Origin of the sequence: Chryseobacterium sp. YIM B08800 (genome assembly GCF_026163565.1) — a bacterium.
Lineage (GTDB): Bacteria > Bacteroidota > Bacteroidia > Flavobacteriales > Weeksellaceae > Chryseobacterium.
The window spans coordinates 123914-137154 of the sequence record NZ_JAPDKN010000022.1 but is presented as its reverse complement, the minus strand read 5'-3'; the positions used below and the strand labels follow the sequence as shown (position 1 = coordinate 137154).

The following is a 13241-nucleotide window of genomic DNA, read 5'->3' as shown; positions in this document are numbered from 1 at the left end:
CAAATGATCTAATTAATACATTTTCAAATTAGCTTTCTAGCTTTTTCTAAATCTTCCGGTGTATCGATTCCGACTCCGATGAAATTGGTTTCTATTAATTTGATTTTCATTCCATATTCCAGATAACGGATGCACTCTATTTTTTCTGAAATTTCCAAAGGTTTCATTTCTAATTTTGAGAATTGAAGCAAAGCGTGTTTTCTGAAAGCATAAACTCCGATGTGTTTGAAGTAATCAACATCATAAGAAATTTCCCTGTGAAAAGGAATTACAGAACGACTGAAATACAATGCAAAACCATTGTTATCGGTAATCACTTTTACATTATTCGGGTTTTCTATTTCTTCTTTTTCATGAAGTTTTATTTTTAATGAAGCCAAAGAAATTTCCTGATTTTCATCTTCTTTAAAAACTTCAATTAACTGTTTCAAAGGTTCTAATTTTAAAAATGGTTCGTCGCCCTGAACGTTGATGACAATATCGCAATCGATATTTTGTACCGCTTCAGCAATTCTGTCGCTTCCTGTTTCGTGTTGTCCTGTCATTACAGCTTTTCCGCCGTGATTTTGAATTTCATTAAAGATGATTTCAGAATCTGTTGCTACAAAAACTTCATCAAAAAGTCCGGTTTCTACAACGTTTTGATAGGTTGTTGTAATGACTGTTTTTTCACCCAAGATCTGCATCAGCTTTGCGGGAAAACGGCTGGCTTCATAACGCGCAGGAATAACAGCGATAATTTTCATTTTATTTAAATATAAATTTTTAAAAGTTTATTTTTAGCTTAAATAATTAACTAAAAAGATGATTCCGTAAATCCACGAGATATACAGAAACGAATAAAAAAATCCAAATGCAAAACTTTTCAGCAAATCACCTTTGCATTTTCTTGAATTTTTAAATACCAATCGTAAAGCTCGGAAAAAAATCCAATATAACATGGCCACAAAAAATAAAATCGTTGCCCAAAAGAAAATTCCTAAAAAATATAATAGAAAAACAAAAACGACAGTAAATAAAACCCAAAGAATAACTGAAAGTATTACTCCTCCACATCCTTCTGCATCACCCAAATCAGGAATATCTAAGTCTAAACCATCAATTTTAGGAGTTTTATCTACATATTTCTGTATTCTTTCTTTATGTAAAATATGTCCGATATTATCTTTGAGTTTTAAGCCAAAATATAATCCTGAACTGATAAAAATAAAAAAAGCTCCGGCTAAAATAGATGTTGAGACAATAGAATTTTGAAATAAAGACCGGTGAGAATTTGTTCCTGAAAGCCAAACACTCAAAATGACCAAAACGATAATCGCTAAAGTGAAATAACTTAACCATTTTGTTTCAATAAAAGTTTTTTTTGGAAATTTCATTGATTAATTTTAAATATCATTCAGTTGTACAACAGCGAATTGCTTTGCAGCCCGACTTGAACGGAGCTCTTTTTGCCGTAACGAAGTGAAGGCAAAAAAGCGGGAGTGGAAGGCGGAAATAGCTGCCCAAATTAATCTATCTAAAAAACATGACTAAAAGGCTGTAAACTAATTTGAAGTTTAACCACAAAAGTAACAAAAGACTATTGATAAAGCTATTATTAGATAATCAAAGTTCTCAAAAGAATAAAAAATCAAAGATTTTTAAAGGTTTTTGTGAACTTTTTTCTTTATACTCATCAACTTTAAATAGAAATACCTAAATCTTTTGCCTCTTTTGTGGTTAAATAAAAAGTTTAAACAAGTTTTAAAAATAAAAATGCCGAAGTACAAACCTTCGGCAATTTATGTGATTTTTCTTAAAACTCAAATTCTCCAATCAGAATTTTGCTATCGTTTTCTTTTTTATTTTCTTTCTGGCTTTGGAAAACTGCAATCTTTCTTTCCTGTCTTCCATCAGAATAATAAAGATAAACTTCCGCCATCACCGTTGTTGGCCCGGAAAGAATATTCTGTCTTTCGCCAAAGAAGTTGGTTTTGATTTTATATTTTCCTTTCACTGCTTTTTTCAGCAAAAACTGTTCTGGCCCAAAACCTTGCGTAAAATCATTACTGATTCTTCCACCAATTGCTGTAGACTTATGTTGATAAGAACAATCCTCGCCTTTTGGATCGGTTACCCAAAGATCGATGTCTGTATTGTCTTTATTCCAATTGATCACGACACGAATATCTACAGGCAAATCCGCTTTCAGGCGATCATCGATTTTACTTCCGTCAACATTTTTATTTAGCTTTAAAATATTGTTGATTTCCATAATGAGAATTTCTTCAATTCCGTTATCACGCATTGAAATTTCGTCTGTAAATTCCTGATACAGCAAAGATTTATAAATATTTAAAGCTTCCTGCGGTTTTTTGTTATCGACCAAAGCTAATGCATAATCTCTGTGGCTTTGCGCATCGAAAGGTCGCCATTCAAGGATTTTCTGCGTAATCCAAAGTTCTTTATCGTAATGACCTCTTTGTTTTAACAGATAATAAATGGTTTTGTACAACTCTTCATTTTCCAGATCCAGCTCTGCTAATGTGCTTAAAACTTTTAGTGAAAGTGCTTTGTCACCTTTTTTGAACAGTAATTTGGAAATATCAAAATAATATGAAACCTGTTTTTCATGTTTTGAGCGATTTTCTAAATATTTCTGATAAATCACTTCTGCAGACTGTAAATTTTGGAAATCTTTCATATATTCTTCTGTACTTTCTACATCTACTAAAGTGATTTTTCCTGTAGATTCAGATCTTTTTCTCATTGTAGCTTCATCAGAAACTTCGATTGCCATATCTGCATTTCTCGAAACCGAAATTCCAGCAGCTTCACCTTGAAGTGCATTCAAGAATCCTTCTTTCTGAGCTTGATTAGAAACTCTCGGATATTCCTTTTTTTCTACAGGCTTAAACTCTGTATTCCACCATGTTTTTAGTTCTCGGGTTTTATCAAAAGCTTTAGATAAAAGATTTTTTCTCTGTTCTAAAGCTCTTCCTTTGTTTTGAGAAATAATTTTCTGATAGTCAGCCAATAATTCCTGTGGTGGCGTAATTTTATAGCGTACGTAATCATTAATATCATCCAAAACAATCAAACTTGTGTTTTTACTTACAACCCCGAATTGCTCACTGATGTTTTTAATTTCATTTCGATTTTGAGTGGAATTTAATTCTAATTCATTTATTTTTTTCTGAGCCCAAAACTGAGCGATCTGCCAGTTTTCCAACTGTTGTGCATTTGAAAAATCAACTGGTATTTCAAATTTTTCATTTCCTACTGAAAAAACAACGGTTAATTTTCCAGCATTTCCTGATGTAATTCCAAAAATATTGACAGGCTCGCTGATTACCGAACCGATATTTGGAAATAATTCCTGCATATTTGGATTTTCTTTAAATCCTAAAAAACGAATAGGTAATTTTTTGTATGTTTTTAAAGCTGATTGCGTATCCAATTCATTTAAATTAATAAAATTCCCACCAGATTGATTCGCCAATAATTTAAGCAAATTAAAATCTGAAGTTGGTGTGCTTGAAATACTGTTTAAAGGCTTTTTAAACTTCATCATTAAATCTCCAAAATTGGAAATTCCATCTGAAAATAAAAGATATTCTTCTACTCCATTAAGCTCTTTTAATGCTCCGAAATCGGTTCCGCCATCATATTTTAAATTTAAAATTCTAGCTTTCAGTTCGCTCCAGTTTCCCTGAGAAATATTGAACTCTTCAGCTTTTTCAAAAGTATTGTTCAGTAAAGAAAAAGAAACGGAAACGTTTTTATTATCTGCAAAATAGGCACTCAAAAAATCAAGTTCTTTATCTCGGTTTCTTTTGGATCCACTGAAAGAATTGTCCCAAATAATCGCAATTTTTTGAGATCTTGGTTTTTCTTTTACAGGAAGATCCAATCCTACATTCGCAGCAAAATAAAATTTGTCTCCCGAAGCTTTCTGCAAAATAACATTCGATGAATTTTGGTTTTTAGGAATCGTAACTTTTAAACTTTCATTAGGTGTAAAATCAGATTTAGCGATCTCTGCAATCCACTGGTTTCCCTGTTTCTGAAAAGCAAAACTCCCATCAGGATTTTCTAAAATTTTTGGAACAGTTGCTGTTTCACTGATCCAGACTTTCAGATTAAATTTCGAAATTGTCGTTGCATTCGCAAAGCTTAAAAAATATTGATAATCGGAATTATTATTTTTCAGTTCCTGATGATAAGTAATCTGAATGGTTCGGCTACCGTTTTGTGGAATAGGATAAATTCTCGTTCTGAAATTATTTCCTTCTACTTTTTCAATAATTCCAGGATCTACGTTTCTTCTCTCAATACTTTCAAAAACTTCCTTGGCTCTTTCTTTGGGGACAGGAACTGCATTTCTGAGTTTTCCGTTGATATCCAAAGCGTAACCACTTACTGAAACACCTTCCGGAAGCGGAAAAGTGAGCTTCCCCTCCAGAATTCTGTTGCTTGGATTATAAAAAGTATAAGTAGCCGTTGTTGTAGCAAGATTTCCTAAAATTTTGGTATCAATTTTAACCTCCTGAAGAATGACAGGATGCTTTTTCTGGTTGTCAATTTCCAATGTTGGAATTTGCGCAAGTGCAACGCTGAAAAGCAAAGTTGCAATTAAACTATTTATTTTTTTCATCTGATATTTGGGTTTTTGTTATCATAAATTGGTTTAAATTAATTTTTATTATTAATAATATTTCACCGCAAAAGACTCAAAAGAAATGATTGAAAAAAGAAGTACAAAAGGTTACAAAATCTAACAAAGACTGAGTTATTAATTGTTTTATAGACTTTTGAATAACTTAATCCCTAATATTTTTTTAAATTCTTTTGCGGTTGAAATAAATGTCATGTACTAAATTATTGATTATTTGTCGTAATGTTTTTTTTAAAATTCTAATAATATTGCTAATTCAATTTAACAAAGGTAGCGCTCCTACGGAGCGCAATCCTCGTGTTGTATATTTTTGCTACACAGATTTTGCTCTTCCACAGCAACGGAGATAGTAAATAATCTAGTGTAATAAGTGGCTTAAATATGTAGTAATTTTATGAAGGCTCAATAATTGTTTTTCTATTTTTTTGTTATTCATAACAGCAAATAAATATTTCACTTTTTATAGTTATCATTATTCCGTACTTGGTTTTGCTTCACCAGCGATAACAGGATATACAGAGTATATTTTCTTGGCAATAATTCCGAAATTATAACCCTGTACTTTTTCAACTCCGCTAAAATTGACGGCAATTAATTGTCCACAATTATTAAAGATCGGCGAACCACTTGCTCCATGTGTAGAAGTTACGCTGTACTGAATTTTGGTTCCGTCAGATTCTTTACTGATTTGTCCGTTATACAACTGTACCTTAATTCCTGAAATGGTTTGTGCCAAATCTTCACCCAAAGGATAACCAATCATCACTGCTTTTTCTCCAGGACGCAAAGTTTGGTCATCGGTTACTGCATTATCAAGATTAATAATATTTACTACTGTATTTGGTGTTTCTTTTGTGGTTAATTGTAAAACTCCCAAATCAATAGATTGATCTTCTGAAATCTTTTCGATAGTACACGGCAACCATTCTTCAGCAGAGTTATGTAAAGCGACAGAAATATCAACGGTTTTCATGTAGACTTCAATCTGATCTTCAGGAACGTAATCTTTTTGTGGAATTGAAGCAGCAATGTCTTCAGAACTTGCAACAGTATCTACAACTGAATCGTTTGAGTTAATAAATTCTTCACCTTCATTGCCTTCAGAATCTTCATAATTTCCTTCTTCATTATATTCTGAAGACGCATTTCCCCAATTGGATGCAATAAAAGTTTCGTAGCCGTCTTCTGAAATATCTGTGGTAAGAATTGATGCGATTTTTCTTCGAATATTTGAAGCATCGGTATTAATTTTATCTATATTTTCAGGTGAATTCCAAGGTTGAAGAACATGACTATTCGAAATCATGTTTCCTTTTTTATCAACAAAAAATGCCGTTCCGAAAAGCGTTTCTTCTGAAGCTTCAGGAATATTCAACTGAACTTCTTTTCCTTTAATTTTTGCAACAAAAGCATATCTGTGTTTTACCATTACTACAGCATCTTTATAAGCATCGTAAATTTTGGTATCGGTATCTAAACATACATTCTCAATGATGGGTTCAACCTGATGATTTTTGTAATATTGATATCCAAAATAAGAAGCTCCGCCTAAAAGAATAATTCCTCCCAAACTAAAAAATGCAATCTTATAACCATTCTTTTTCTTTTTTTCGGTTACGGGAAGGCTTTCTTTAGGTTGATTTTCTATGGGGTTTTTCTGAATCTCATTTGTCGGATCTTCAGAAATTATATTTTCTGATTCAGAATTTTGCGACTCTGAAAAGTCATCAGAAGGCGAATTATTGTTTTGTTGTGACTTATTTTGTTCCAACTCATTCTGGTTGGATTCTTTTTTTTCATTATCCATTTGTGTTACAGTTATTAAGTATTTATAATAAAAAAAGTTGATTCTAAAATAAGAATCAACTTGGTATAAATTTATAAAAATATTTTAGATTACTTTAAATTATTTAAAGCATTTTCCAGTTTTGGCATCATAGTTTCAATCTCGGTGATGTCTAAACCTCCAACAGAAGCTCTGAACCAAGGCTCAGACTTCGATTCTCCAAATGCAGAGAAAGGAACTAAAGCCACTCCTGCTTCATTGATCAAATAGAAAACCAAATCAGAAGAATTCCCGATTACTGTTCCGTCTGGCTTTGTTTTTCCAATATAATCTAATTTGATTGTCAGATAAAGTGCTCCCATTGGTTCGATACTTTCAACCGATAAACCTTTAGCTTTTAAATCCTGAATTCCGTTGTGAAGAACTTTTAAGCTTGCTTCTAATTTACCTTTAAAATCATTGATAAATGTATTTACATTTTCTGCATTCTGGAAATATTTTGCAGTTGCTTCCTGTTCTGGTTTTGGTGCCCAAGCTCCAACGTGAGTTAGCAAAGCTTTCATTTTGTCGATGATATGAGCCGGACCAAATCCCCATCCTACACGTACTCCTGTTGCTGCAAGACATTTAGAAATACCTTCGATGTAGATCGTAAATTCTCTCATTTCAGGGAAAAGTGAAACAGGATCTACGTGTTTAGCCCCAAAAGTAAGATTAGAATAGATCTGATCATACATTAAATATAACGGTTTTTCGTCTGCTCCTCTTTTTGCGTTTTCTTCCAAGATCATTTCACAGATTTCTCTTAACTGAGCTTCTGTAAACATGGTTCCAGTAGGATTTAACGGCGAACAAAGCGCTAAAAGAACAGCTCCATTTAAGTGTGGCTTTAAATCTGCAGCAGTTGGTAAAAAATTGTTTTCGGGAGTTGTTTTAACTTCAATTGCGTCTGCAGAAGTAAGATAAGCGTAATGATTGTTGTTCCAAGACGGTGTAGGATAAATTACCTTATCTCCTTCGTCAACGATTGTTTTATACACTGCATAAATCAACGGTCTTGAACCTGCTGTAATTAAAATATCGTTTGCCGAATAATCTAAATTCCATCTTGTTTTCAAGTCTTTTGAAACTTCATTTCTCAAAGACAACAATCCGTTTGCAGGCGGATAATTGGTTAAGTTATTCTGATACGCTTTCTGAATTTCTTCTTTTAATTCTGCAGGAATCGGGTAAAGATTTGAGTTCAAATCACCAATCGTAAGATTAGCAATTTCTGCTCCTTTCGCCTTTAAATCATTTACTTCATTACCAATTTTTACAATTTCTGAACCTATGAGGTTCGCTGCTAATTTTGAAACTTTCACTTTTTATATATTAAATTAGATATTTAGATTTTTAGGTTTGAGGAATTAGGTTATAGTATTTAGAATTATAAATTAATTAGATACTTGTTATGTTATTAATGCTTGATTTTAACGCAAAGTTCGCAAAGTTTTTTAAACAACTAAATGTTTTTAAGTTCGCAAAGGCGTTTCACTCAGCAAAGAACACAAAGGTTTTCAATAAATAACTAAAATTAATGATAATCAAAATCAGTAAAACTTTTAACTAAAACCTAATTCCTGCAACCTTATTTTAATTCAACTGAAGGTCTTTTCTTACTTCTTCTATTTTTGCTTCCAAAACTTTCAAAGTTTCTTGAAAATCTTCTTTTGAAGTTATGCTCTCTTTTACAGAAACATAAAATTTAATTTTTGGTTCTGTTCCTGAAGGTCTTACGCAAACTTTTGTTCCATCTTGGGTATAATAAATCAAAACATTCGATTTTGGAATATCATCCATCACATGTTTTTTATTTTCAGAAACGATGAAATTGGTTTGTTCTTTAAAATCTTTCACTTCTTCAACTAGTGAACCAGCCAATGATTTTGGAGGATTTTCACGGAAATTCTTCATCATATTCTGAATTTCTTCCGCTCCGTCTCTTCCTTTTTTAACGATGTTAATCAAACCTTCGTAATACATTCCGGTTTCCTGATAAATCTCGATAAGGTATTCATACATCGTTTTTCCGTTGGCTTTGCACCAAGCTGCAATTTCGCAAGCTAAAATGATACTTCCGCAAGAATCTTTATCACGAACGAAATCTCCGGTCATAAAACCAAAACTTTCTTCACCACCACAAACAAATTTTTCCTGACCTTCAAAATCACGGATCATTTTTCCGATCCATTTGAAGCCTGTTAAACCGACTTTACAATCAACACCGAATTTTTCAGCAATATCAAAGAAAATATCTGAAGTTACAATCGTGGAACCGATGAATTCTTTTCCGGTAATTCTACCTTGATTTTTCCATTGATCTAAAATATAATACGTTAAAATCGTATTACATTGGTTTCCGTTTAACAATTGAATTTCACCTTCTAAGTTTCTAACAGCAATTCCCAATCTGTCTCCATCAGGATCAGTTCCAATTACGATATCTGCGTTAGTGATTTTAGCTAAATCCATTGCCATTTCCAAAGCTGCAGGTTCTTCCGGATTCGGAGAATCTACCGTCGGAAAATTTCCGCTCGGAATCATCTGTTCTTTAACAAGGTCTACTTTTTTGAACCCTGCTTTTTCCAAAGCTTTTGGAACTGTTGTATACGTTGTTCCGTGAATAGATGTGAAAACGATATTCAAGTTACCCTTTCCAACATCTTGATAGGTAGAATTTTCAATACAGGTATCAATGTAAACATCATCCTGCTCTTCTCCGATCCATTCGATTAAATCATCATTGCCTTCAAATTTAATTTCTTCAAATTTTACAGAATATACTTCATTGATAATCGCTTCATCATGTGGCGGAACGATTTGCGCACCGTCATTCCAATATACTTTGTAACCATTGTATTCCGGTGGATTGTGAGAAGCGGTTAAAACAATTCCTCCGTTACATTTTTTATCACGAACTGTGAAAGACAATTCAGGGGTTGGTCTGTGGTTTTTAAACAAAAGAACTTTAATTCCGTTTGCCGTTAAAACATCTGCAACTAATTTCCCGAATTCTTTTGAATTATTTCTTACATCATAAGCAATCGCAACACTGATTTCCTCACCTTGAAACTGCTGCAACATATAATTCGCAAGTCCCTGTGTTGCTTGACCTAACGTGTACTTATTTAAACGATTGGTTCCAACACCCATAATTCCTCTCATTCCTCCGGTTCCGAACTCTAATTCTCTGTAAAAAGAGTCTTCCAAATCAGGAGAATTGCTGTCGATCAATAATTGTACAGCATCTCTTGTTTCTTTATCAAAGGTGTCACTTAACCAAAGTTTCGCTTTTTCTAATGTTGTCATATTTGTATGTTTTTGGGGTTGGAAGTTTGAAGCAGGGAGCTGGAAGTCACCATCATACTGCTTTAGGCTTCTAACTTTTTTTATTCTTTTATTTGATTTCTGAAAGCTATAACCTGATTCATTAAACTATAACTTTCATTATATAATTTACTAAACTCTTCTTCAGAAATATATTTTCTATTTTTCGCTTTGTTAAAGACAGGTCACTACTTCAGCTAATGAACGTTGAATATCCTAAAAATTTTCTAAACTCTAATTTAGACTGCAAAATACTTCCCTCAGAAATATTTAATGCAATAGAATCAGAAGCTCTTCTAATTTGAGAAGTAAGATTAAAAGATTCATCTTTTGGAAAATTTAAAGACAGCTTGTAAATACTTTCTCCAAATTCCATTGATAATTGCCAAATTCTTAATTTTTCAAATTTAAAACTCATCACACTTGTGTTTAACTAATAAATCTTAAAACTTCAAACCTACTTAACTTCCATCATCCAGCCTCCAACTTCCAGCTTAATTCAATTTTTTATTCTCTACTCTTGTTGTTCTATCCACTTTAAAAGCTCTGATTGGATCATTATAATATACAAATTTCGCAGTATTTTTCACACTTCCTTTCAATGTATCTTTTACGTTGACTTCTGCATAGTTTCCGTTTTGAGAATCTACATTTAAGTTGACAATTTTCCAATAAGGAGCAATTAAACTTGCTGTGTCTGAAATTTTTATGACTGCATCTTTAGTTTCACCTAAAAAATTGGCTCTACTTCTGTTTTGCATATCAACTTCGGCTCTTCTTGTGTTCAACGAACCCATAAAAGTAGCGTAATTTTTTAAATTTAATTTGAAATTATCTGTTTTAATTTCACTAGAAATATTCATTTCTACAGAGTCTGAAATTGAAATTTTCTCCAGATTATATTTTGAATAAATCGTGATATTATAAAAATCAACGCCTTTTGTTTTTCGGCTTTCTTTGATAGATAAAGTCTTATCATCCACATCAATATCAAGATTTCCGGCTATATTTGGGTAGGTTTCTACTTCCACAAAGTTTTTCGGTCCTCTTGCATAAAATACCCGAAATTTTCCTTCAAGATCAAGGTTTACAAATTCTTCTACATCAATTTCTTTCTTCTCTAAGTTTCCTTTTGGAGATATTTTTCCGCAAGAAATAAATGCCAATAAAAGGGTTCCGAATACTATTTTCTTCATATTTTATTTTTTATATTGCCATGTATAAGGTTCTCCTTTTTCAGAATATAGTAATAAATTATTTTGGTCTAAATAATTAATTTTCATATCCAAAGTATCTGTTAGACTAGCGTATTTTAACTTTAAAATATTATTTTTAATTTTAAAAAATCCCAAATCGGTGGTTTTACTATTCTTTGATATGAAAGTGTAATTTTTCTTAAAAACCAATACACCTTCACCATACTTAGAATTGTTTTTATTTATACCTAAAGAATCTACATTCGTTATTTTACCTTTATAAATATCAACAAATACCCATTTTCCAACAAGCTTATTTGCACTACATGAAACCAAATAAATGCTGAGAAAAATAAAAAGTGAGATTTTTAATAAACCTTTCAAATCATTAAATTTAAATTACTTCATCAATATTATAATTCTTATGTTCCCTATTCGTTCTGATAATCATTTCTCCCAAAAATCCTGCAATAAAAAGCAAAGTTCCCATCAACATCATGGTTAATGCAATAAAAAACCAAGGATTATTGGTAATTAAATGTCCGTAAATTCCTCGTGCAACATCGATTAGCTTAGAAATTCCCAGCCAAAAAGCTGAAAGAAAACCTACCATAAACATAATCGTTCCTACTGCTCCAAAAAAATGCATCGGTCTTCCGCCAAAACGACTTACAAACCAAAGGGTTACCAAATCTAAAAATCCGCGAACAAATCTTTCAGTCCCGAATTTTGAGGTTCCATAAGGTCTTGCCTGATGCGGAACTTCTTTTTCTGTAATTCTCCTGAAACCCGCATTGGCAGCTAAAACCGGGATGTAACGGTGCATATCTCCGTAAACATCGATTGATTTTACAACCTGTTTTTTATAAGCTTTCAGTCCACAGTTAAAGTCGTGCAAATAAACTCCCGAAACTTTTCTTGCCGCAGCATTGAAGAGTTTTGAAGGAATATTTTTGGTCATTACATTATCAAAACGTTTTTTCTTCCAACCCGAAACGATGTCGTAATTGTCTTCAATTACCATTCTGTAAAGCTCAGGAATTTCTTCCGGGAAGTCTTGTAAATCTGCATCCATGGTGATAACAACATCACCGTGTGCTCTTTCAAACGCAGCATGTAAAGCCTGAGATTTTCCGTAATTTCTGGAAAATTTTATTCCGTTGATTTGTGGATGCTGAACTTTTAAATTCTCAATAATGCTCCACGACAAATCTGTACTTCCGTCATCGATAAACCAAACTTCGTAAGATAAGTTACTGGTTTTACAAACGTTGTCGATTCTTGTAAACAACTCTTCGAGAGACTCTTCTTCGTTGAGTAACGGAATTACTATAGATAAATTCATTTAATTTTAATAAAAATTATTCTTGATTAATTGCTTCCTGATGGTTTGTTTTCTTTCTGAAAAACGCTCCAAAAAAGACAGACAAAATTACGTAAAATATAAGAATTGCGGCAAAATATCCTGAAAAATGACTCGCTGTAAGCATATCTTTATCTTTTATCGTCGCAGGATCAAATCTTTGAAGACCTTCCTTATATTTTTGTTCTAATTCATCAATATCTTTTTGATGCTTTAAAATCTTTTTTGCAGACTGATATTCTTTATCCAATTCAGATTTCTGGCGCTGTACATATTGATAATTTAGCAGTTTTTTTGCATCAGTATCAATAAAATTTAAGAAAGAAAAGATACTTACGATAGATAAAATTCCGCCTACAAACATTGGAACGAATGCTCTTTTAAAAGCTTCCTTAAAATCCATTTCATGGTTATTCCAATAAGATTTTACAGACCAAAAAGCAAATAAAACATAGACAATCGGCAAAACAAAAGCATTGACTTTCAGCGTAGTATCAAAATATTCGATACCAGAAAAAAATGTGTAGACTACAAAAAAGATCGCCATTGTAATGGCATACAATAAAATTCCTAGGGTAAGTGGACTTTTCGTCATGATTCTAATTTTTAGAAAATTTCTTAAAAAATATTGCTCTAAATTTCAGCGTTTTAGCTCTAATAAAGGGATTTTTAAAGATTTTTTCTGTAATAATATTTTTAATTTTAAAATAAGTTCCTATCTTTGCAACGGCAAGTCCTAAACAACCAGCTCCTGAGAATCCTCCAGGGTGGGAACGCAGCAAAGGTAATCGGTTGTAGCGGTGTGATTTAGGTAGCTTGCCATTTTTTATTTTTATAAGTTAAGAGATTAAGATGATTTTATTTAAATTA

11 protein-coding genes and 1 other RNA gene are annotated in these 13241 nt (G+C 32.3%); 1 reads left to right on the top strand and 11 read right to left on the bottom strand.

The window, feature by feature from the left end; translation table 11 throughout:
• Window positions 1-23 precede the first annotated feature (23 nt).
• The 11 genes from kdsB to OEW74_RS09970 form a co-directional block, all read right to left on the bottom strand.
• Window positions 24-746 carry a 3-deoxy-manno-octulosonate cytidylyltransferase gene (gene kdsB / locus OEW74_RS10020; RefSeq protein ID WP_265428343.1) on the bottom strand — a complete coding sequence of 241 codons (723 nt, stop codon included), beginning with the start codon at window positions 744-746 and terminating at the stop codon, window positions 24-26.
• A 33-nt stretch (window positions 747-779) separates the two neighbouring features.
• Window positions 780-1376 (bottom strand): hypothetical protein, encoded by a 597-nt coding sequence (locus tag OEW74_RS10015; protein ID WP_265428342.1) that lies wholly within the window; start codon window positions 1374-1376, stop codon window positions 780-782.
• A gap of 419 nt (window positions 1377-1795) precedes the next feature.
• Entirely contained in the window at window positions 1796-4636 is a 2841-nt protein-coding gene (locus OEW74_RS10010; RefSeq protein WP_265428340.1) for a VIT domain-containing protein, read from the bottom strand.
• Window positions 4637-5129: 493 nt separating this feature from the next.
• The gene (locus tag OEW74_RS10005) at window positions 5130-6464 is read right to left on the bottom strand and encodes a S1 family peptidase (protein ID WP_265428339.1); all 1335 of its coding nucleotides are present in this window, start codon (window positions 6462-6464) and stop codon (window positions 5130-5132) included.
• A gap of 89 nt (window positions 6465-6553) precedes the next feature.
• Window positions 6554-7807 (bottom strand): pyridoxal phosphate-dependent aminotransferase, encoded by a 1254-nt coding sequence (locus OEW74_RS10000; RefSeq protein ID WP_265428338.1) that lies wholly within the window; start codon window positions 7805-7807, stop codon window positions 6554-6556.
• 271 nt (window positions 7808-8078) lie between these two features.
• Window positions 8079-9794, bottom strand: coding sequence for a phospho-sugar mutase (locus OEW74_RS09995; RefSeq protein WP_265428337.1), 1716 nt, complete (start codon window positions 9792-9794; stop codon window positions 8079-8081).
• Between the two features lie 211 nt (window positions 9795-10005).
• Entirely contained in the window at window positions 10006-10230 is a 225-nt protein-coding gene (locus OEW74_RS09990) for a four helix bundle protein (RefSeq protein ID WP_265428336.1), read from the bottom strand.
• A 76-nt stretch (window positions 10231-10306) separates the two neighbouring features.
• Window positions 10307-11008, bottom strand: a complete 702-nt coding sequence (locus tag OEW74_RS09985; RefSeq protein ID WP_265428335.1) for a GIN domain-containing protein — start codon at window positions 11006-11008, stop codon at window positions 10307-10309.
• A 3-nt stretch (window positions 11009-11011) separates the two neighbouring features.
• Entirely contained in the window at window positions 11012-11392 is a 381-nt protein-coding gene (locus OEW74_RS09980) for a hypothetical protein (protein ID WP_265428334.1), read from the bottom strand.
• Between the two features lie 10 nt (window positions 11393-11402).
• Window positions 11403-12353, bottom strand: a complete 951-nt coding sequence (locus OEW74_RS09975) for a glycosyltransferase family 2 protein (RefSeq protein ID WP_265428333.1) — start codon at window positions 12351-12353, stop codon at window positions 11403-11405.
• Window positions 12354-12369: 16 nt separating this feature from the next.
• Window positions 12370-12966, bottom strand: a complete 597-nt coding sequence (locus OEW74_RS09970) for a DUF4199 domain-containing protein (RefSeq protein ID WP_265428332.1) — start codon at window positions 12964-12966, stop codon at window positions 12370-12372.
• 132 nt (window positions 12967-13098) lie between these two features.
• On the opposite strand from OEW74_RS09970, the gene ffs reads away from it, so the two are divergent.
• Window positions 13099-13196, top strand: an RNA gene (gene ffs / locus OEW74_RS09965) — signal recognition particle sRNA small type.
• Window positions 13197-13241 lie beyond the last annotated feature (45 nt).